This is a genomic window from Glaciibacter kafniensis (assembly GCF_039538945.1).
Taxonomy (GTDB): domain Bacteria; phylum Actinomycetota; class Actinomycetes; order Actinomycetales; family Microbacteriaceae; genus Cryobacterium; species Cryobacterium kafniensis.
This window is the reverse complement of sequence record NZ_BAABCN010000015.1, coordinates 15,974-36,130: the sequence shown is the minus strand read 5'-3', so window position 1 is coordinate 36,130 and position 20,157 is coordinate 15,974. Positions and strand designations below refer to the sequence as shown.

The window sequence follows — 20,157 nt, the reverse complement described above, 5'->3', positions numbered from 1 at the left end:
GCCGGTGCGGCGGCGACTCTCGGCACAAACGGCGATTCTCGGGGGTTTTGGCAAACATCGGCGCCCCGGGTTGCTGTGCTTGGATAGCAGCACCATGAACACCGTTCTGAACGTCATCTGGCTGGTGCTCTCGGGCTTCTGGCTCTTTCTCAGCTACATGCTTGCGGGAATCATCTGCTGCATCCTGATCGTCACGATTCCGTTCGGCATCGCGTCGTTCCGCATCGGTTTCTACGCGCTCTGGCCGTTCGGCCGTCGCGTGGTGAGCCGCCCCGATGCCGGAGTCTTCTCGTTTCTCGGCAACGTGATCTGGGTGATCGTGGCCGGTATCTGGATCGCGATCGAGCACATCCTGAGCGGCATTGCGCTCTGCATCACGATCATTGGGATTCCGCTCGGCATTGCCAACTTCAAGATGGTGCCGATCGCGCTGATGCCGCTGGGCAAGGAGATCATCGACGCCGGCGACCCGCGCGCCGTGATGGTCTAGAGCGCGCCGATCGTCTCACGCTCCTCGCGTGCGCCGGATGCTCGCGAGTGCGCTCAATCTGTCGCCTCGCCGCGCAGAGAAGCGACGATTTGAGCGCACGCGCGCACAGGACCCGGTCGCTTTCGTGCGCGGCTGGCGATCCGTCGGCTCGTAGGATCGAAGCATCAGACTTCTGCGCCGCGCCCCCATGGATCGTGAGATCCTGCGACTCGCCGTCCCCGCGCTCGGCGCGTTGATCGCCGAGCCCCTGTTCTTGCTCGCCGACTCGGCGATGGTCGGACACCTCGGCGAAACTCCGCTCGCCGGCCTCGGCCTGGCCAGCGCGGTGCTGCAGACGATCATCGGGCTGATGGTGTTCCTCGCGTACAGCACGACTCCGGCCGTCGCCCGCTGGCTCGGCGCCGGTGATCGGCGCAAAGCTGTAGCGGTCGGAATCGACGGGCTCTGGCTCGCACTCGGTCTCGGCGTCGTGCTCGGCGTCGCCGGCTGGTTCACGACTCCGATCCTCGTCGGTGCCTTCGGTGCGAGTGAGGCCGTCACGGCGGATGCCGCCAGCTATCTGTCGATGTCGATGTTCGGCATCCCGGCCATGTTGCTGGTATTCGCGGCGACGGGGCTGCTGCGCGGCCTGCAGGACACCCGCACGCCGCTCTACGTGGCCGGGTTCGGGTTCGCCGCGAACATCGTGCTCAACTTCTGGTTCATCTACGGCCTCGGACTCGGCATCGCCGGCTCGGCTCTCGGCACGGTCGTCGCGCAGTGGTCGATGGTGCTCGTCTATCTCATCGTCGTGGTCAGGCAGGCCCGTCGCGACGGCGCACGCCTCCGCCCCCACCGTTCGGGCATGCTCCTCGGCGCGGCGTCGGGTGGCTGGCTGTTTGTGCGCACGGCGAGTCTGCGCGCGGCGATGCTGCTCGCGGTGTTCGTGGCGACCGGCCTCGGCTCGGCCGATCTCGCCGCGTTCCAGATCGCGATGACGCTGTTCGCGACCCTCGCCTTCGCCCTCGACGCGCTGGCGATCGCCGCCCAGGCCCTCGTCGGACGCGGCCTCGGCGCCGGTGATGTCGCCAACGTGCGCGCGGTGCTGCGTCGCTGCCTCGAGTGGGGAATTGCGGGCGGTGCGGTGCTCGGCGTGCTGGTGATCGCGGTGAGCGGCATCTTGGGCGGTCTGTTCACCAGCTCGGCGGATGTCGCGGCTCTGCTCCCGCCGACGCTGATCGTCTTGGGTCTGTCTGTGCCGCTCGGCGGACTGGTGTTCGTGCTCGACGGTGTGCTGATCGGGGCCGGCGACGCGCGGTATCTCGCACTCACCGGCATCCTGAACCTCGCTGCCTTTGTGCCGCTTGCGCTGCTGGTGCAGGCGTTCGCGCCCCCGGGAGCAGCGGGTCTCGCTCTGCTGATGGCCGCCTTCGTGTTCGGCTACCTCGGCGCGCGGGCGCTCACGCTCGGCCTGCGGGCGCATGGGGCGCGCTGGATGGTCGTCGGCGCGCGTCGCTGATCTGTCCCATCCGCTCGCTCGCTCGCTCGCGCCGCGGCGCTCTCCGCGCGTGCGCTCAAATCGTCGCCTCGGGCGCTCGGCGGCGACGATTTGGGCGCACGCACGCCTCTGATCGAGCGCTCGCTCGATCGCCCGCAATCGGGGTCGCTAGGGACGCGGCGGCGCCGTCGTGTTTCCGGCGTGGAAGACGCTGCTGAAGCAGGTGCCCTGCGGTTGTCCACCGGCCAGCATCTGCACCAGGGCCTCGCCAGCGGCGCGCCCCTTAGCTGCGGAGGGCTGCACGAGCGTGGTCAGGTCGTACGGTGCGAGGCCATCGACGCGCACGCCGTCGAAGCCGACCACGCTGACATCCTGAGGAACTCGCAGTCCGAGCTCCTCGGCCGCCCTGATCACTCCGGCGGCCAGAAGGTCGCTTTGCGCGATCACCGCGGTCGGGCGCGTCTGCGGATCGCGCAACAGCGTCAGCCCGGCGAGCCGGCCCTCTTCGACATCGCTCGCTGCAGCTGTCACACCGGTGATCTCCGCGAACACCGCCCTGGCGCCGGCGATGCGGTCGCTCGCCGTGGCCGAGGAACTCGCGGCCTCGCGCTCGGGGGTGAGCGGGCCGCGCGTGCGGTCGGGGTCGAGCGGCAGAGTGACCAACGCGACGGCGCGGTGCCCGAGCGTGTGGAGATGTTCGGCGCCGCGACGCGTGGCTTCCTCGTTGTCGATGGAGATCCTGATCACGTCGTCACCGGCCTCGCCCTCGATCGCCACCATGGGGATTCCGCGCTGGCGCAGCACGTCGACCGTGTGCCCGAGCCGCGGGCTGCAGCCGATCAACACGACGGCATCAACCGGGGCGCTGCCCACGCTCACGGCGCCGTCACCCGTATCGGTGAGCAGCAGCAGGCCGGCACCGAGCGGGGCGATTCCCTCGGAGAGGCCGTCGAGCATCTGAATCTTCACCGGGTCGAGAAAGGCGGCGCGCACTCGTTCCTCGAGCACAACACCGACGATGCCGGAGCGACCGCGGCGCAACGACTGCGCGCGCGGATCGGGGCCGGCATAGTTCAGCTCGGCTGCCGCGGCGAGCACGCGTGCCTTGGTGGCGTCGGAGACGGGGCCAGACCCGCTGAAGGCGAGCGATGCCGTCGACGGAGATACGCCGGCACGCCGGGCGACGGCGGCCAGAGTCGGCCGTTCGGGTGAGTCTGAGGGCATGGTGTCCTTGCGAGTGATCCCTGTTTCAGGATAGTTTAGTCGAATCGATTCGATCGAATCGATTCGACCCATTCGAATCGGCACATCACGTGTCACGGCACGGTCTCGGCACCTCCGGACGCCCACCAACGCCCCACATCGATCCACCCGCACACACCACCCAGCTCAGGAATTTCACCATGTCGCAGCCGACCCCCTCCCCTGGCAACGCAGTGCCGTCGCCACTGAGCAGCGAGGGCCTCCCCCGCGACACGAGTACTGCCACCAGCCCGAGCACGACCCCGAGCGCGGCCCCCAGCTCCGTCGCGAGCTCCGCCCCCGCTCTGTCACGGCGCGAACTCCTCAATTGGCGCAACGCGGTCTTCGTCGTCTTTCTACTCAGCGGACTCTGTGTCGCGAGCTGGGTGTCGCGCGTTCCGGCCGTGCGCGACGGCCTCGGCCTCAACACCGCCGAAGTCGGCGTGCTGATATTCGGGCTCTCCGCCGGCTCGATCCTCGGTCTCATCTGCGCCGCCTGGATGCTCGCCCGCTTCGGTGCCCGCCGGGCAATGATCACCAGCATCGCGGTGACTGCCGTTGGACTGGTCGCCATCGGAATCGGCGCCAGCATGGTCTTCTCCTTTCCGGTCGCCTTCGCCGGCCTCGCCCTCGTCGGCTTCGGCATGGGCTCGGTCGACGTCATGATGAACGTCGAGGCCGCGGCCGTCGAGCGCGAGATCGGCAAGACCCTCATGCCCCTGATGCATGCCTGCTTCAGTTTCGGAACCGTGATCGGCGCTCTGATCGGCGCCGGCGCATCCGCCCTCGGCATCAACGTCGCCGGTCACCTCTTCGGCATGGCCGCGCTCGTCATGGTGGGAGTGATCGTTGCGGTTCGGTTCATTCCGATGCGAGAAGAACTGGGCGACATCCACGCGGCGACGGATGCCAGCACCGCGACGGCCGCGACGGCCGCCTCCCATGCGCCAGTCGCCCCGACGCCGTCCTGGCGTGAACGCCTGCGCGAAAGCCTCTCGGTCTGGGCCGACATGCGCCTCATCTTGATCGGTGTCGTCATGCTCGGCATGTCGTTCGCTGAGGGGTCGGCCAACGACTGGATCGCGCTGGCCGCCGTCGATGGCCACGACATGAGCAAGACGAACGGCGCCCTTGTCTTCGGCGTGTTCGCCGTCGCCATGACGGCCGGTCGCGTGGTCGGCGGCCCGATCATCGACCGCTTCGGCCGCGTGCTCGTGCTGCGGGTCTGTGCCGTGATGGGAATCACCGGTCTGTTGCTCTTCATCCTCGCGCCGACCGATGCGCTGCTCTACGTCGGCACCGTGCTCTGGGGAATCGGCGCCTCGCTCGGTTTCCCGGTCGGAATCTCGGCCGCCGCCGACGACCCGAAGCACGCAGCGGCCCGCGTGAGCGCCGTCGCGATCATCGGCTACACCGCATTCCTCGTCGGCCCGCCCGTGATCGGCCTGCTCGGCGAAGCCGTCGGCATCCTGAACGCCCTCTACCTGATTCTGGTGCTCATGCTGCTCGCCGGCCTGGCCGCGCCTGCCGTGCGCGAGCGGGTGGGCGCGCGCGCCAAGCGCTAGTCACGCACCGCCGCATGGCATCTCGCCGCATGCCTCTCGCCCCGAGTTGCTTTCCACCATCTTTCACCTGTAAGTTTCTTCTGACAGGTGAAAGGTGGTGGATGAATGTCGTTGGAAGACGAGCTGGCGAAGGTCACGGCAATCGCCCATCCCCAGCGTTATCGCATCATCGCCGCGCTCTCGGCCGAACCGCTCCACGTGAGCGAATTGGCTCGCAGGCTCGGGATGTCGCGGCCGCTGCTGTACATGCACCTGCAACGACTCGAGGAAGCCGGCTATCTCAGCGGTCGGCTCGAGCTCTCAAGCGACGGCAAAGCCCTCAAGTTCTTCGAGGTCGTGCCATTCGTTCTCACCATTGACCCCGCCGCGATCATCGCGGCCGTCGAAGCGGATGCTGCGGCAGACGCCGCGGCAGATACTGCGGCAATTACTGCGGCAATTACCGCGGCCGGCGACGCATCCGACCCCGAACAGAAGCAAGAAAGCGAGAAATAGCTATGGAACTCGGATACATCCCCTGGTTCGCCTGGATCGCGATCGCGGGCATCATCGGCGGCATCAGCTATCAGATCGTCGTGGCCATCCAGAACGCGAAGACGCGGCGAGTGGAACTCAGCAGTTCCGGTGAACTCCGTGAGGTCGTCGAGCGCAACACCGCCGTCAGCACCGAGCTTCTCGGCAAACTCGGTTCACTCGATGCACGCCTGGCCGCGGTCGAGAAGACCCTCACCGACATCCCCTAGCAGCCGGCGTCGCGTGGGCCGGGTGCGCCACCCGCGCACGCGACACTCATCCGAAAGAGTTAAGCTCTTCGGGTGCGTCTCGTAATAGCCCAGTGTTCCGTCGACTACGCCGGGCGTCTCAACGCGCACCTGCCGTTGGCCACCCGCCTGCTCATGCTCAAAGCCGATGGCAGCCTGCTCATCCATTCAGATGGCGGCTCCTACAAGCCCCTCAACTGGATGAGCCCGCCCTGCTCCCTGGCCGAGGTTTCGCCCGAAGACGACCAGACGGATGCCGGCATCACCGCCATCTGGAAGGTCACCCACGCGAAGACCGCCGACGAACTCACGGTCAACCTCTACGAGGTGATCCACGATTCGGCGCACGAACTCGGCATCGACCCCGGCCTGATCAAGGACGGCGTCGAATCGCAGCTGCAGAAGCTGTTGGCCGAGCACATCCACCTGCTCGGCGAGGGCCACACCCTGGTGCGTCGGGAGTACATGACGGCGATCGGCCCTGTCGACATCCTGGCTCAGGATGCCTCGGGCAAGTCGGTCGCCGTCGAGCTCAAGCGTCGCGGAGACATCGACGGCGTCGAGCAGCTCACCCGCTACCTCGAGCTCATGAACCGCGACCCGCACATCGCTCCGGTCACTGGCGTTTTCGCCGCCCAGGAGATCAAGCCGCAGGCCAGAAAACTGGCAGAGGACCGCGGCATCCGCTGCCTGCTGCTCGACTACGACGCCATGCGTGGCCTCGACGACACACTCACGCGCCTCTTCTAACGTTCTTCTAGCCCGTCCTGGCGCTCGGTGATCAACCCATTCGACGGAGATTTTTGCGATTTGGGCCGATTTCAGCCCGATTCGAACGGTTCCGGCACGAATCTCCGTCGAATGGGAATGCCGAGGCGGATGCCGCGACCCGGGTGATCGAACGAACCCGGTGATCGAGCGCCGGACCTCTCGTCCCCGTAGTCTGGCTGCCAACGCGCGAGTCGCGCGGAACGTTGAGGGGGACGCATGATCGAACGCACCGAGGGATTTCTGAGCGTCGCCGACGGTGAACAGATCTGGTGCGAATCTGCCGGAACCGGTCCCGATCTCATCCTCTCCCATGGCCTCGGCGGAAACGCGGCGGTCTGGTATCAGCAGCTGCCCTTCTTTGCGCAGAACTACCGGGTGATCACCTGGGATCACCGCGGCTTCGGCCGGTCGACGAACACAACGGGCACGCACGGCCCCGAGTCTTCGGTGTCTGACCTGCTGGCGATCCTGGATCACTTCGAAGTCGAGAACGCCCATCTGGTGGGCCAGTCGATGGGCGGCTGGGCGACGCTCGGCACCGCCCTGGCCGCGCCCGATCGCGTGGCCTCGATCGTTCTGGCCTGCACGACCGGAGGCATCCCTGCCGGTTTCGGGGCGCAGGCCGGTGCGCCGGCCGCCTCCGACCCTCCAACCTCACGCCCCCGTGCGACTCCCGGCCCGACCGCGGGCTCCGGTCCGCACGCCGCGCGCCCGCTCGGCGAACACCCGGCGCTCGGCGAGCGGCTGCCCAGCCTCGACCCGGCCCGCGCCTACCTCTACCAAGCGCTGGGTTCGTTCGGAGCGCGTCCAGACGATTCCGAGTTCTTTCGCATCCTCACCAACCACAGTTTCGACCCGGACGACCTGCGCACGTTGGACATCCCTACCCTCTTGATCGCCGGTGAACTCGACACCTTGATGACGCCCAAGCTCATTCGACGAGCAGCCGAGTATCTCCCGAACGCCGCGGTGATCGAGCTCGCCGGCCGCGGCCACTCCCCCTATTTCGAGGATCCCGACGCCTGGAACACGGTCGTCGCCACGTTCCTCACGCACGCAACCGCACAGGCCGCCGCATGATCGCGCGCGAAAACGTGACCGAATCCCCGAACACGACCGCGAACACCGCCCCTGCCCCGCCCGCCATCGAGTTCTATCCGTCACCGACACCTCGCCCGTTCTCACAAGCGGTGCGCATCAACGACGTGCTCTACCTCTCCGGCGAGCTCGGAATCCGCGCCGACGGCACCCTCGCCGACGGCTTTGAGGCGCAGGCCCACCAGACCATGCAGAACATCGCCGAGACGCTCCGCTCGCTCGGCGCGGGCATGACGGATGTCTTCAAAGCGACGATCATGCTCGACGACATGTCGCGTTGGGCTGAGTTCAACGCCGTTTACCTCGAGTACTTCGATGCCGAGCGGCTCCCCTCACGCAGTGCCTTCGGGAGCTCTGGCCTCGCGCTCGGCGCTCACCTGGAAGTGGAATGCTGGGCCTACGTTCCCGCCCTTGCGCGTTGATCGCCCGTCATATGGCCGCCGGAATCACGCGGTTTCCCAGACTGGCCACCTAGGATAAGGCGAGTGAATCCGACTTTAACGCGCACCTGGAGCGCAATTCTCTTTGACCTCGACGGAACCATCACCGATTCCGCGCCGGCCATCACCAGCTCCCTTGCGCACACCTTTCAACTTCTGGGACGTCCGGTCCCGCCCGCCCACGAGCTTCTCGCCTACGTCGGCCCGCCCCTGCTTGCCGCCTTCCGCGAGTACGCCGGGATGACCCCGACCGAGGCCGATGAGGCGCTCGGCGTCTACCGCGCGCACTACTCGGGCGAGGCATCGCTCGACACCGCCATTTACCCCGGCGTCGCCGGCCTGCTGGAGCGCATCCACGCCGCGGGCATTCCGCTCGCGCTGGCCACCAGCAAGCCAGAGCAGAACGCCATCAAGATTCTCAATCACTTCGACCTGGCGAAGTACTTCACCGTCATCGTCGGCGCCTCCGAAGATGAGGTGCGCAGCGCCAAGGCTGACATCGTGAAGGAGGCGCTGGTGCGCCTCGCCGCTGCCGGTGCCGACCTGAGCGCCCCGGTGATGGTGGGAGATCGCAGCTACGACGCCGAAGGCGCCGCCGCGAACAATGTGCCGGCAATCTTGGTCGAGTGGGGCTATGGCTCACCGGCAGAGGCCACCGCGGCGACCGCCGTCGTGCACTCGGCCGACCAGCTCGCCAAGCTGCTGCTCGGCTAGACGCAGCTCGCCCGCGATTCAGTTCTGGCGCGCGGGATTCCCCGCGCCGACGTGCCTTACCAGCCCCGCGTCAGCACCTCGTCGAGCATGTCGATGAAGAAGTCAGCACTCTCGATCGTGAGACAGAGCGGCGGCTTCACCTTGAGTACGTTCTGACGTTCCGACGTCGGCTGCACGACGACCCCGAGCTCTCGCATCCGTTCGCAGATTGCCGCGGTCTCTGCGGCGGCCGGCTCCAGCGTGACCCGGTCCCGCACAAGTTCCACCCCGAGATACAGCCCGAGACCGTGCACCGCCCCGATGAGCGGATGTTTCGCGGCGAGCTCGGTCAGCCGCTGCACCAGATGCCCGCCGACCAGCCGGGCATTCTCCTGCAAGCCCTCGTCGCGCATCACGTCGAGCACCGCCAGCCCCGCCACCGAACCGACCGGGCTCCCGCCCGCCGACGAGAAGAAATTGCCCTCCCTGGCGAGGGACTCCGCGATCTCCCGTCGGGTGATCACCGCGCCGAGCGGATAGCCGTTGCCCATGGCCTTCGCGACCGAAATGATGTCGGGCACCACTCCCTGCTGCTGCACTCCCCAGAAATGCTCGCCGAGACGCCCGTAGCCGACCTGCACCTCATCGGCGATGCACAGACCGCCCCGCGCCCGAATGTCGGCATACACTCCGGCCAGATAGCCGACGGGCAGCACCACTCCCCCGGCGTTGCCGAGGATCGGCTCGCAGATGAATGCCGCGACGCCCTGAGCATCGTCGGGCAGCTCACCCCGCTGAGCCGCATCCGTCTCCTGCAGCGCATTGAGCTGCTGCGTGAAGTCCACCAGATACTCGGCACCGGCCTGTGCGCCGCGATGCCGACCCCGATAGCTGTTCGGCGCATCGACCACCGTGACCCAGTCGGGGCGATTCGCCAGGGCGAACGGGTTGTCGTAGGCCGACGTCGTGACGGCATCCGACGCCATCGTCCAGCCGTGATAGGCCTCCCGCAGTGCGACGACAGTGCGACGACCCGTGTGCATCTGAGCGAGGCGCAATGCGAGATCCACGGCCTCGCTCCCGCTGTTGACGAGCAGCACGGTGTCGAGCGACGGGTCGGGAGCCAACGCGACAAGCCGCTCGCTCAGGTCGGCGAGAGCCCGGTAGAGAAATCGGGAGTTGGTGTTGAGCAGCTGCATCTGGTCGAAGATGGCCCTGCTGAGCCGCGGATGGCTGTGGCCGATTGCCGAGACATTGTTCACCATGTCGAGATGGCAGCGCCCGTCGGTCGCCACCAAGAATTGCTGCCAACCTCGCTCGATCTGAGGCGGGTTCTCGTAGTAGCGCTCCTGCGCCGCGGCAAAGACACGCTCCCGGCGATCCGCCTCCCGCTCGGCGGACTCCGCGGCCGACATGACCGCGGGCTCAGCTGCCGGCACCGGCGAGAGGCCGAGTAGCGCGGCCGGATCCGGCGCCAGAACGCGCCAGGCCTCGCCCCAGGTCGGCGTCGCGAACCGAGGCGGCGTCGCCCCGCTTCGCCGACGCTGCACGGTGAGTCGCCCCACCGACCGACCATCGGCCAACTCGCGCTCGTCGACGTGGTTCACGGTGCCGACGAGCTGCCCGGCCGTCACCGCCGTGCCCACCGCCACCACCGCGGTGAGACCGCCGAGCACGAGCTCCTCTGCACTGTCGCCCGGAGCGCTCAGGCGCAGCACGAGCTCCTCCCCGGTTGCCCGCACGACGACGGCAGCGAGAGGTGCATGGATGCGCGTTGATCCGCCGAGAAAGACCTCGGTGATCGCAGCAAACGTTTCGGACTCCGTCGGCTGGTGGGGGCGACTCCTGGTCAACCGGTGCTGGCCGTAGGGAGCGACGGCGACGGCACTCTGATCCAGCGCCTCAGCCGCCAGCGCCCATTCGGCGTCAGGCCGCAGCCAGCGGCCGTCATGCAGCAGCGGGCTCGTCACCGACAGATCGAGAATCACGGAGTCGCCCGCGTCGATTGCCGCGATCATCGACGCCTCAGCCACGAGCACGCGCACAGGACTGTGCGCCGAGCTCAGCGGCGACCGACCGAGCAGCTGACGAATCGCCACCTCGGCCTCGTCGAACCCGATGCGCTGGGCGATGTCGAAAACCTGCCATTCGGCCTGCATGCGTTCTTCGGCATAGACGTTTCCGATCTCACGCTGCGTCTGGTCTTCACCGCTGACCACGAGCACCGCACCGCGCAAAATGAGGAGCGGCCAGAGCGCCGCAATCTCCTCATCGTGCAGCGGGACGACCTCATCGAAGCGGCGCACCGCTTCGAACACGGCAGCGGGATTCTGGGGAACGTGCGGAAGGATCGATGACATCGTCACCGCGAGCTCGGCGACCAACCAGCCGTACCCGAGATCGCCGAAGTCGATCACTCCGTCGGGGAAGAGGCGCCCGTTGTCGAGGCGCGTGCAGACGACGTTGTCATCGGTCACGTCTCCATGAATCGGTTGCACCCGCAGTGCCGGGGCCAGCACATTCAGTCGGTCGGCGGCGCTCCGGGCCTTCTGACGCACGAGGTCCCGACGTGCCGGTTCGGGCATCCGATCGATCAGTTGATCGACGACCGCGGAGGCGTTGCGCATGTCCCACTGCAGCTGCCGATCGAGGCCGTCACCGCTGAAATCGGTCAGACCGTCGGCCACCAGCGCGGAAATGCGGCCCAACTCGCCGATCACACTCGCGTCGAAGTGCCCCGCGTCGACCAGCGAGCCGCCCGGCAGAAATGTGAACATCCGCACGGGAAGCAACCCCGTCGCATCCGGCCACCATTGCCGGCTCTGCCCATCACGCCCGCGCACCGGCACCGGGATGCGCAACCCCCGATCGGAGAGGTGCTCCATCGCCGCCCCTTGGGAGGCAAGCTCGCTTTCGGCGAACGCTGGGTTGTCGACCTTGAGCAGATAGCTGCCTTCCCGGCCGGCCGGATCGGCGCCGTCGATTCGAAAGTTGCGATCCTGCTGGCTCCCGAGCTCCTGCGCCGTGCCGGTGATTCCGTAGAGCTCGACGGCCATACGCACCGCGTCGGCCTCGGTCACGGCCGGGCGTACGAGTTGCGGACCATCGAAGAAATTGAACACGGCTGACTCATCTCGGTGCGAGTTTCTACAGACAGCCGGTGCGCTGCCAACTGCGTCGAATCTATCCTCCCGGCTCCCGGCGGAGCCAGCACTGAGCGCAGGCGAATCGGCACTCGCCGGCGGCGAAACCGGTCGCCACAGCGCCGACGCGCTGCGCAGAGGCGCCGCCTCACGGCCGAGGACCTCCTCCCCACATAAGGTAAGGAGATGCCCTCCGTGCCCGAACACGAAATCATTGCGCCCGTCGACCTCACCGTGCCGGGGGGCCGGTTGAACAAACACGCCATCGGCTGGTCCCGTCATCTGTGGCACAACACCGACCGCATCGGCCGCGGCCTCTACGGCTGGGGGCGCAACAAGCGCTGGGAATACTGGGGAATCGTCACCCCGACCCACATCATCGGCATCACGGTCTCCTCGCTCGACTACGCATCGCTGAACCAACTCTGGGTGCTCGACCGCACGACGCTGATGCCCATCGACGAAACAGTCATCACCCCGCTCTCTGGCGCGGTCACCCTGCCAGGCACGCTGCGCGCCGGACCGACGACGGCCCGCACCAAGACCCTCACAATTGACATCGATGAAGTCGGCGGCGGCACCAACATCCGCGCCGTCACCCCGCGCGTGAGCCTCGATCTTGTCGCCCTGCGCCCGGCACACCATGAGGCCCTCGGAGTCGTCGTGCCCTGGTCGTATCGCCTGTTCCAGTACACGGTGAAGGATGTCGCCCTGCGGGTGCGCGGCAGCGTCACGGTTGACGGCGTCGACTACGACGTGTCCGCCGCCGACTCCTGGGCGGTTCTCGACCACGGCCGCGGCCGCTGGCCCTACCGGATGACCTGGAACTGGGGCGCCGGTTCCGGGGTCGTCGACGGTCAGACGATCGGTCTGCAGCTCGGCGGAAAATGGACAGACGGCTCCGGCTCCACCGAGAACGCCCTCGTCGTCGACGGCCGCCTGCACAAGATCAGCGAAGAACTCGAGTGGGACTACGACCCCACCGACTTTCTCTCACCCTGGGCCATCCGCGGCGATGGCGTGAACGTGATCTTCACACCGTTCTACGACCGCGTCGCGTCGAGCAACGCATATGTCATTTCTTCGAACACCCACCAGTGCTTCGGCCATTACTCCGGCACCGTCACCGTGACCGACACCGGCGCCGACACCCACAATGACGGTGACAGTGACGTTGAACCAATTGTCGTGAGCGTCGACGGTCTCGTGGGCTGGGCCGAACACGTGCAGAACCGCTGGTGACTTTCACCTCGCCAGCCTGACCATCGCTGTTCGAACACCGAGCCCGCGCGAAGGTCTGTGCTGGTCGAGCCCAATTTTTGACCTCTCAGCACCCGGAAACCGTCTTCGGGAGTTTCCCAGACTTCATCGCCTCACCAGGTCACGATTCCACAGGCCGACACGCCCGGCGCTGCATCAACCCGGGCCCGCCCCGAGTTGTGCACCGAGTTACCCACAACCTTTCCACCTGTGGATAACCCTGTGGAGAACACTGTGAGAAACGATGAAAACCCCCGTTAACCAGTGGATAACCTGCCAGCTGGGTGTGGATAACTACACGCGTGTAGTTCGAATTTTTTCGGCGGAAACCCCGATTTACACTCGAAATCTGCGGTATTTCACAGGCCTCAAAGTTCTCCACAGTTCATCCACCGCTGTGGATAACTCACGCTGCGGCGTGTTCAGCGGCGAGTCGTCGCCCCGCTTCGTGTCGCCCGATGCTCTCCAGGGCCAAAATTGCGGCTCCGACGATCGGTGGCGCGGTGATGAGGCGGATGCGCGCCAGCGGTGCCCGGTCGGCCAACCTGCTCTCGATACCCGCCATCAGGCGCTCGTCGGCGGCAGCGAGCACACCGCCGCCGAGCACGATGGGGGTCTCCCGATTCATCAGACTCAGCCGCGTCAATGCGGCAGTCACCATCAGCACGATCTCCTCGGCCTGCCGATCGACCAGGGCTCCGGCTACGGCATCCCCCGCGCGCGCCGCAGCAAAGACGTCTGGGCAGAGTAGCGCCAGCTCACTCGACGGGATCTGCCCGAAGTGCAGCGCTTCGACGACGCCCCGCACCGACCCCCGCCCGAGAGTGGCCGGAATCATCGAGGCCAGCATCGTCGCCTCGCCCCGGCCGTCCTCGGCTCGCATCGCATGCCAGAGCGCGCTCTCACCGAGATGCCAGCCACCGCCCCAATCGCCCGAGATCATGCCGAGCGCGAGAAAGCGCACGACCTCGCCGTCGGAGCGCACACCGATGCAATTGATGCCGGTGCCACAGATGAGGGCAACCGCGTCGGACTCCAAGGTGCCGGCCCGCAGCAACGCGAGCAGGTCGTTGTCGATCACAGTCTGCTCACCCGTCACACCACGCGACCAGGCGCGTCGGTTGACCACCTCCCGAAAGAGCTCGGTCTCAACCGGCAGGTCGAGCCCCGACAAGTAGATGCTTGTGCGCACGAGCGGTCGCGGGCCCGCGGCAGCGGTCACCTTCTGCACGAGTTCGTCGATCAGCTCGGCCACCCGCTCGCGCCCGATCAGCTGGGGGTTCGAGCCCGGCCCGGTCACCTGCGCAAGCACGGTTCCGTCGAGACCGATCGCCCAGACGTCGGTCTTCGATCCGCCGCCATCGACGGCGATGACCATTCCATGGGGCGGCACGGCGCCGGTGGCTACACCTCCTGCAGACACACTCATCACCGAGCCCACGGCAGGTATTGGCTATTGCCGGCGAGCAGCAGGTCAGTCAGTTTCTCGGCCTTGTCGAACTGCCCGACGAGCGGATGCGCGAGCATCGCCCGCAGCGTTCGGTCGCGCCCGCCGTGAATCGCGGCGTCCAGCGCCAACCGCTCATAGCCGGCCACCGCCGAGATCAACCCACGGATGTCGTCGGCCACCGGCGCGATCGGCAACGCGGTCACCCCGTTGGCTCCTACCACGGCCGGCACTTCGATCACATGATCGTCGGGCAGAAACGGCAGGGCACCGCCGTTGCGCAAGTTCACCACCTGGGTGTCGCCCCGGTTCGAAGCGAGCGACGCCAGCAGATCGACGGCCGCTTCGGAATAGAAGGCTCCGCCACGTAGCGCCAGAATCTCGGGTTTCGTGTTCATGCTCACATCGGCATAGATCTCAAGGAGCGCCTTTTCGACCTCCTGAACCGCCTCCGCGCGGCTCGGTCCGGCCAGCTGTTCCCGCAGCACCTCATCGTGCGCGTAGTAGTAGCGCAGGTAGTACGACGGCACATTCCCCAAGAGGGATATAACGCTCGCCGGTAGCTCGATCTCCTCGGCGAGCTCGCCGAGATGCCGGCCGAGCAGCTCGGGAAGCGCGTTGCGCCGACCGCCGCCACCACTGCCGACCGGGCTGCCGACGACGTCATCGACCCACACCTCGCGCTCCCAGGTGAGGTGATTCAGCCCGACATGCCCCAGGCTCACTCTGCGGTGGTCGACACCGAGCAGTGCGGCGAAGCGCCGTTGAAAACCGATCGCCACATTGCAGAGTCCGACCGCGCGGTGACCTTCGTTCAGAAGAGCCCGAGTGACGATGCCGACCGGGTTGGTGAAGTCGATGATCCAGGCGTTCGGTTTGGCGTGCGTGCGCACGGCGTCTGCGATGCCCAGAACCACCGGAACCGTGCGCAGTGCCTTGGCAAAACCGCCGGGTCCGGTGGTCTCCTGACCGATGCAGCACTCGCCATGCGGAAACGTCTCGTCGCCGTGGCGAGCGGACTGGCCGCCCACCCGCAACTGAATCAGCACCGCGTCGGCGTCCGAGACGCCGGCGACGAGGTCGGTCGTCGCGATCACCCGGCCCGGGTGACCCGCAGCCTCAAACATGCGCTGCGACATCCCCGCCACCAGGGCAAGCCGGTCGGCGTTGGTGTCGACAAGCCAGAGCTCCTCGATGGCGAGGGTCGCCGACAAGCGGGCGAACCCATCGACCAGTTCGGGTGTGTAGGTGGAACCGCCACCGACGACAGCAAGTTTCATGAATTATCCCTTCACGCCGGTCATTGTGATGCCCTCGACGAAAACGCGTTGGGCGAAGAAGAAGATGACGACAACCGGAACCATCACCAGCACCGTCATAGCCATGGTCAGACCCCAGTCGGTGCCATGGATGCCGCGGAACGACGCGAGTCCGTAAGCGACAGGCCACCAGTCCGAGTTTTCAGAGGTGTAGAGCAACGGGCCGAAGTAGTCATTCCAGGAGTGAAAGAACATGAAGATTCCGGTTGCGGCGATGCCCGGCTTGGCCATCGGGATCACCACGCGGGTGAGCACCTGAAACTCGGTGCAGCCATCGACCCGGGCCGCATCCGCGTACTCCTTCGGAATCGTCAAGAAGAACTGACGCAGCAAGAAGATCGAGAACGCATCGCCGAGCAGGTTCGGCAGTATGAGCGGCCAGAGGGTTCCGGTGAGTCCGGCGCCCGACCACATCACGTAGACCGGAATCGCCGTGACCTGCGGGGGCAGGAGCATGGCGACGATGATCGCGGTGAAGAGCAGATTCGAGCCGGGAAACTTGATCTTCGCCAACGCATACGCCGCCGGCACGCTCGAGACGAGCATGAACGCCGTCGCCAACACCGCATAGAGCGCCGAGTTCGCGAACCAGCGCAGCAACGGCACCTGGGTGAACACGTTGAGGTAGTTGCTCCACTGCACCGGGTTCGGCCAGAGCGATGCCGTCAGGGTCTGCTCGCTCGACATCAGGGAGGTGAGACCCACGAAGACGATCGGGGCGATGAAGAGCACGCCGAGGGCAACGAGCACCGCGTGCTCACCGACCCAATAGAGTCCGCGTCGAGAGAGTCCGGATGGGGCGAATCCGGGCTTCGAGAGCCCCGTTTGAGTCGTCATCAGGCAGCGCCTTCCGGGGTGAACGCCTTGAACCGGCGCAGCAACAACACGAGAATCACGGCAGAGACCACGAAGAGCAGCACGGCCAAGGCCGAGGCGTAGCCGAGTTGGTATTGGCTGAAGCCGCGCACATAGAGCCATTCGGTGTAGGTGAGCAACGAGTTACCCGGATAGCCGAGGTTGTTTCCGGTGCCCTCGCCGACTACCGCCTTGCCGGACGCCACGCCCGAAGCGACCGCCGCCTCTGTGAAATATTGCAGGGCGGCGATGATTCCCGTGACGAGGGCGAAGAGCAGCACCGGAGTGATGTTCGGAAATGTCACGTAGCGCAGCTGCTGCACGCCGTTTGCCCCATCGAGCGAGGCCGCCTCGTACTGCTCGCGCGGGACATCCAGCAGCGCAGCAAGAAAGATGATCATGATGTCGCCCATCACCCAGATGGCCAGCAGCAGCAGCGAGGGCTTCGACCAGGCCGGGTCGTTGAACCAGAGCGGACCTTGAATTCCGAAGAAGCGCAGCACCTGGTTCACCGGCCCCGTGCCGGGGTTGAACAGAAAGACGAAGGCGACGACGGAGGCGACAGGGGGAACGAGCGCCGGCAGATAGAAGAGCGTGCGCCAGAAACCCGAAGCCGCGCGAGCCCGGGCCAGCAACCCGGCGATGAGCAGCGCGAAGATGATCTTCACCGGCACCATGATCGACACGAACCAGAACGTGTTGATCGCCGCGATGACGACCTTTGGGTCTTTGGTGAAGAGGTATTCGTAGTTGCGCAGGCCGATCCATTCGGGCGGCGACACGAGGTCGTAGCGGGTGAACGAGTAGTAGACGGATGCGATCAGCGGGTAGACGAAGAAGATCAACAGTCCGAGCAGCGCCGGTGCGAGCAGCGCGAGCGTCGCCAGTTTGCGACGCAGGCGGTACCTCGGGGTGCGGACGGCGGTCGCCGTCTGCACCCCGAGAGTTTCCTGCCGGACGTCAGCGGTCGCGGTCATGTCAGGGACCACTCACAAGCTCGATCGAGTCGTTGATCTGCTTGTCGATGTCGGTCAGCGCGGTGCTCAGATCCCCGCTCGGGTCGGTTTGGTAGATGTTCCACCAGTCCTGGAACGACTGCTGGTAGCCTGCGCCGACCGGGCTCGGCGGCGTCGTTGTCGTGTGCTCACTCTCCGAAATGTCGAGGAAGGTCTGGAACTGCGGCGATACCTCCAGGTCGCTCGAGGTGAGGGCGGCGTGGGTGGTTGGCACGTTCTTCAGCCCGTTCGATAACTTGACGACCGCCGCGGTATCGGTGGTGAGGTACTTCATCAGAGCCCAGGCCAGCTCCGGGTTCTTCGACCCCTTGGAGATTCCGGCGATGTTTCCGGTGATGTAGCCGCCGCCGTAGAGATCGGTGTGGGCATCGGCCGTCGGGAACGGCGCGGTGCCGTAGTTGAGCTTCGGCGCCTGGTCGTCGATGAAGGCCGTGCGGTACTCGCCGTCCATGTTCATGGCGACTTGACCGGTCTGGAAGGCGTTGTCGGCCGAGAACTCTTGGCCGAGCCCTGAGGTGAATGTGTTGAGCTTGTCCCAGCCGATCTTCTGTACGTAGGCCGTTTGCCAGTTGATCAGATCCGGCCAACCGGCATCGGTTCCGATGGCGGATGTGCCGTCGGCGTTCAGCCATTCGGCGCCGGCCGCCGGTCCGATGTGAGCCGGTGCGTTCTCGTACCAACCCATCGTCGGGTTGAAGCCGAGAGTCTTGATCGACCCGTCGGCGTTGTAGGTGGTGAGCGCGTCGGCCATCGTTTCGAGCTCGCCCAGGGTCTTCGGCGGCTCGGTGAACCCGGCCGCGCTCAGCAGATCCTTGTTGTAATACAGGCCATAGACATCCGCCAGTACCGGCATGCTGCAGCGCGTGCCGTCGAACTCGGTGTAGCTCTTCACGGTGTCGGTGAACTGGTTCATGTCGACGTTGTCGCGCTTGATCACGTCACCGAGGTCGCGAAATGCGCCGGTCGAGCAGAAGTTTCCGACGATGTCAGTGGAGTACGAGAGGCCGAGATCGACGTTGCTTCCGGTGGAGATGGCCTTGCGCAGTTTCTCGTCGTCTTGGCCGGGGTGCACCGTCACTTTCACCTTGGGGTTGGCCTTCTCAAAATCGTCGACCACAGACTGGATGACGTCGGCCTCGCGGTCTGAAAAGAAGTGCCAGAACGACACGGTGCCAGAGAGCTCGGTCGGCGTCGTTGTCGCGAAGTCACTTCCGGAGCCTCCCGACGTGCATCCGCTCAAGATGAGAGCAGATGCCGCGGTGAGGGCCATGACCGGAAGGTGGAGCCGGGCTATTCGCTTGTTCATTTCTTCCTGCCTCTATCCGATGGGTGGGGAGCTCGATTGATGGGGAGCTAGGGGGTTTCGATGCGTTCGACGTCGCGCAGTAGTCGCTCGCGCACCTCGGCGACCAGCAGCTCACGGGCTCCGGTCAGCACGGGGTAGGTGGCAACGGTGGATGCGACGACGACGGGCGCCCAGCGCGAGGTACGCCGCAGGTGCGCCTGAACGCGCTCGGCCAGTTGAGCGCCTCCTGCGATGCCGGTGGGGCCGCCGAGCACGACAACCTCAGGATCAAGCACGGCGAGCACCGGAATCACTCCGAGGGCGATGCGCGGCGCCAAGGCGGTGATCACCGCGTCGGCCTCCAGACCGGAGCCGGCGCCGGAGTGGGTGCCGGCGCCGACCTGTTCGATCAGGGCCGAGTAGCCGCGGCCGCGCAAGCCGCACTCGCGGGCCAGACGCACGACCGCCGGGCCGCCGATCAGGTCTTGCAGGTCGTCGGCATTCGGATCGAACTGAGCCGCGGCCTTGGGAACGGGAAGGTAGCCGATCTCCCCGGCACCTCCGCCGGCACCGCGGTGAAGTGTGCCGCCGAGATCGACAGCCAGACCGAGACCCGCTCCCATCCAGAGCAGGGCGAATCCGCCCGCCTGGGCAACCGCACCGCCTCTGCGTTCGGCCAGGGCAGCCAGATTGACGTCGTTCTCGATCGTGACGGCAATGCCGAGGGAGTCTTCAAGCAGCTTGCGCACGCCAGTGCGCGGCCAGCCGGGCAGCGTATCGGTGAAGCTGAGCTCGTCGGTGCGGGGGTCGATCGCCGCCTGAACACCGATGCAGACAAAGTGCACGGCCGCCGGGTCTGCGCCATTCGCGGCACAGACTGCGTCGATGGCGGTGCGCACATCCGAGAGCGCCGTGCGTTCTTTGGCCGGGCGCTGCACCGAGGTTTCCACGATCGGGTGCACGGTTCCGCTTGCATCGACGAGTGTCGCCGCGATCACCGAGGCGCTGATGTCGATGGCGACGCCGAGCACCCGGTCGACGCGCACTCCGTAGCTCGCCGCGTTGGGGCCACGCCCTGCCGAGACCTCCCCGACCGCATGAATGAGGCCGGCCTCCTCCAACCGAAGAACCATCTGGGAAGCGGTGGGCTTCGACAGACCGGAGAGCTCGCCGATGCGATTGCGGGTCAGCGGCCCATGCGTGAGCAACAGCGACAGCGCGGTGCGATCGTTCGTGGCTCGCAGCCATGACGGTGTTCCCTGAACAGTCTTCGTTGACATCAATCGCATCCTCGC

18 protein-coding genes are annotated in these 20,157 nt (G+C 66.2%); 10 read left to right on the top strand and 8 right to left on the bottom strand.

Annotation, left to right across the window (positions count from 1 at the left end):
* Window positions 1–94 precede the first annotated feature (94 nt).
* On the top strand, window positions 95–490 hold the full coding sequence (locus tag ABD791_RS18020; protein ID WP_345069259.1) for a YccF domain-containing protein: 396 nt from the start codon (window positions 95–97) through the stop codon (window positions 488–490).
* 187 nt (window positions 491–677) lie between these two features.
* Complete coding sequence (locus ABD791_RS18015; RefSeq protein ID WP_345069257.1) at window positions 678–1,988, top strand: MATE family efflux transporter; 1,311 nt, start codon at window positions 678–680, stop codon at window positions 1,986–1,988.
* Window positions 1,989–2,135: 147 nt separating this feature from the next.
* Here the strand turns inward: ABD791_RS18015 and ABD791_RS18010 are convergent, their stop codons facing one another.
* On the bottom strand, window positions 2,136–3,191 hold the full coding sequence (locus tag ABD791_RS18010; RefSeq protein ID WP_345069255.1) for a LacI family DNA-binding transcriptional regulator: 1,056 nt from the start codon (window positions 3,189–3,191) through the stop codon (window positions 2,136–2,138).
* A gap of 179 nt (window positions 3,192–3,370) precedes the next feature.
* On the opposite strand from ABD791_RS18010, the gene ABD791_RS18005 reads away from it, so the two are divergent.
* From ABD791_RS18005 to ABD791_RS17975, 7 genes are all read left to right on the top strand, one after another.
* A complete protein-coding gene (locus ABD791_RS18005; RefSeq protein ID WP_345069253.1) occupies window positions 3,371–4,774 on the top strand; it encodes an MFS transporter in 1,404 nt (467 codons plus the stop codon).
* A gap of 105 nt (window positions 4,775–4,879) precedes the next feature.
* Window positions 4,880–5,269, top strand: a complete 390-nt coding sequence (locus ABD791_RS18000; RefSeq protein WP_345069251.1) for an ArsR/SmtB family transcription factor — start codon at window positions 4,880–4,882, stop codon at window positions 5,267–5,269.
* Between the two features lie 2 nt (window positions 5,270–5,271).
* Complete coding sequence (locus ABD791_RS17995; protein ID WP_345069249.1) at window positions 5,272–5,517, top strand: hypothetical protein; 246 nt, start codon at window positions 5,272–5,274, stop codon at window positions 5,515–5,517.
* A gap of 72 nt (window positions 5,518–5,589) precedes the next feature.
* Entirely contained in the window at window positions 5,590–6,285 is a 696-nt protein-coding gene (gene nucS, locus ABD791_RS17990) for an endonuclease NucS (protein WP_345069247.1), read from the top strand.
* A gap of 237 nt (window positions 6,286–6,522) precedes the next feature.
* Complete coding sequence (locus ABD791_RS17985) at window positions 6,523–7,386, top strand: alpha/beta fold hydrolase (RefSeq protein WP_345069245.1); 864 nt, start codon at window positions 6,523–6,525, stop codon at window positions 7,384–7,386.
* A complete protein-coding gene (locus ABD791_RS17980) occupies window positions 7,383–7,826 on the top strand; it encodes a RidA family protein (protein WP_345069243.1) in 444 nt (147 codons plus the stop codon). Before ABD791_RS17985 ends, ABD791_RS17980 begins: the two co-directional genes overlap by 4 nt.
* 63 nt (window positions 7,827–7,889) lie before the next feature.
* Complete coding sequence (locus ABD791_RS17975) at window positions 7,890–8,558, top strand: HAD hydrolase-like protein (RefSeq protein WP_345069241.1); 669 nt, start codon at window positions 7,890–7,892, stop codon at window positions 8,556–8,558.
* Between the two features lie 56 nt (window positions 8,559–8,614).
* Here the strand turns inward: ABD791_RS17975 and ABD791_RS17970 are convergent, their stop codons facing one another.
* Complete coding sequence (locus tag ABD791_RS17970) at window positions 8,615–11,659, bottom strand: aminotransferase (protein WP_345069239.1); 3,045 nt, start codon at window positions 11,657–11,659, stop codon at window positions 8,615–8,617.
* Between the two features lie 207 nt (window positions 11,660–11,866).
* Here ABD791_RS17970 and ABD791_RS17965 point away from each other — a divergent pair, with 207 nt between their 5' ends.
* Window positions 11,867–12,922: a DUF2804 domain-containing protein gene (locus ABD791_RS17965; RefSeq protein WP_345069237.1), complete on the top strand. Its 1,056-nt coding sequence runs from the start codon at window positions 11,867–11,869 to the stop codon at window positions 12,920–12,922.
* Window positions 12,923–13,346: 424 nt separating this feature from the next.
* Here ABD791_RS17965 and ABD791_RS17960 read toward each other — a convergent pair whose 3' ends face one another.
* Genes ABD791_RS17960 through ABD791_RS17935 form a run of 6 tightly spaced genes read right to left on the bottom strand, consistent with a single transcriptional unit; the run spans window position 13,347 to window position 20,142 of the window.
* On the bottom strand, window positions 13,347–14,369 hold the full coding sequence (locus ABD791_RS17960; RefSeq protein WP_345069235.1) for an N-acetylglucosamine kinase: 1,023 nt from the start codon (window positions 14,367–14,369) through the stop codon (window positions 13,347–13,349).
* Entirely contained in the window at window positions 14,369–15,667 is a 1,299-nt protein-coding gene (locus ABD791_RS17955; protein WP_345069233.1) for a 6-phospho-beta-glucosidase, read from the bottom strand. The genes ABD791_RS17960 and ABD791_RS17955 overlap by 1 nt, the downstream gene beginning before the upstream one ends.
* 3 nt (window positions 15,668–15,670) lie before the next feature.
* Window positions 15,671–16,543, bottom strand: a complete 873-nt coding sequence (locus tag ABD791_RS17950) for a carbohydrate ABC transporter permease (RefSeq protein WP_345069231.1) — start codon at window positions 16,541–16,543, stop codon at window positions 15,671–15,673.
* Window positions 16,543–17,538 carry a carbohydrate ABC transporter permease gene (locus ABD791_RS17945; RefSeq protein WP_345069230.1) on the bottom strand — a complete coding sequence of 332 codons (996 nt, stop codon included), beginning with the start codon at window positions 17,536–17,538 and terminating at the stop codon, window positions 16,543–16,545. The genes ABD791_RS17950 and ABD791_RS17945 overlap by 1 nt, the downstream gene beginning before the upstream one ends.
* A gap of 1 nt (window position 17,539) precedes the next feature.
* Entirely contained in the window at window positions 17,540–18,883 is a 1,344-nt protein-coding gene (locus ABD791_RS17940; protein ID WP_345069229.1) for an extracellular solute-binding protein, read from the bottom strand.
* Window positions 18,884–18,930: 47 nt separating this feature from the next.
* Window positions 18,931–20,142, bottom strand: a complete 1,212-nt coding sequence (locus ABD791_RS17935) for an ROK family transcriptional regulator (RefSeq protein ID WP_345069228.1) — start codon at window positions 20,140–20,142, stop codon at window positions 18,931–18,933.
* Between the last annotated feature and the right edge of the window lie 15 nt (window positions 20,143–20,157).

Coding starts and splice junctions, on each gene's coding strand:
- ABD791_RS18020 (WP_345069259.1), top strand. CDS start 95: ATGAACACCGTTCTGAACGTCATCTGGCTGGTGCTCTCGGGCTTCTGG.
- ABD791_RS17955 (WP_345069233.1), bottom strand. CDS start 15,667: ATGAAACTTGCTGTCGTCGGTGGCGGTTCCACCTACACACCCGAACTG.
- ABD791_RS17995 (WP_345069249.1), top strand. CDS start 5,272: ATGGAACTCGGATACATCCCCTGGTTCGCCTGGATCGCGATCGCGGGC.
- ABD791_RS18015 (WP_345069257.1), top strand. CDS start 678: ATGGATCGTGAGATCCTGCGACTCGCCGTCCCCGCGCTCGGCGCGTTG.
- ABD791_RS17985 (WP_345069245.1), top strand. CDS start 6,523: ATGATCGAACGCACCGAGGGATTTCTGAGCGTCGCCGACGGTGAACAG.
- ABD791_RS17980 (WP_345069243.1), top strand. CDS start 7,383: ATGATCGCGCGCGAAAACGTGACCGAATCCCCGAACACGACCGCGAAC.
- ABD791_RS18010 (WP_345069255.1), bottom strand. CDS start 3,191: ATGCCCTCAGACTCACCCGAACGGCCGACTCTGGCCGCCGTCGCCCGG.
- ABD791_RS17950 (WP_345069231.1), bottom strand. CDS start 16,543: ATGACGACTCAAACGGGGCTCTCGAAGCCCGGATTCGCCCCATCCGGA.
- ABD791_RS17960 (WP_345069235.1), bottom strand. CDS start 14,369: ATGAGTGTGTCTGCAGGAGGTGTAGCCACCGGCGCCGTGCCGCCCCAT.
- ABD791_RS18005 (WP_345069253.1), top strand. CDS start 3,371: ATGTCGCAGCCGACCCCCTCCCCTGGCAACGCAGTGCCGTCGCCACTG.
- ABD791_RS18000 (WP_345069251.1), top strand. CDS start 4,880: ATGTCGTTGGAAGACGAGCTGGCGAAGGTCACGGCAATCGCCCATCCC.
- ABD791_RS17945 (WP_345069230.1), bottom strand. CDS start 17,538: ATGACCGCGACCGCTGACGTCCGGCAGGAAACTCTCGGGGTGCAGACG.
- ABD791_RS17935 (WP_345069228.1), bottom strand. CDS start 20,142: ATGTCAACGAAGACTGTTCAGGGAACACCGTCATGGCTGCGAGCCACG.
- ABD791_RS17965 (WP_345069237.1), top strand. CDS start 11,867: ATGCCCTCCGTGCCCGAACACGAAATCATTGCGCCCGTCGACCTCACC.
- ABD791_RS17940 (WP_345069229.1), bottom strand. CDS start 18,883: ATGAACAAGCGAATAGCCCGGCTCCACCTTCCGGTCATGGCCCTCACC.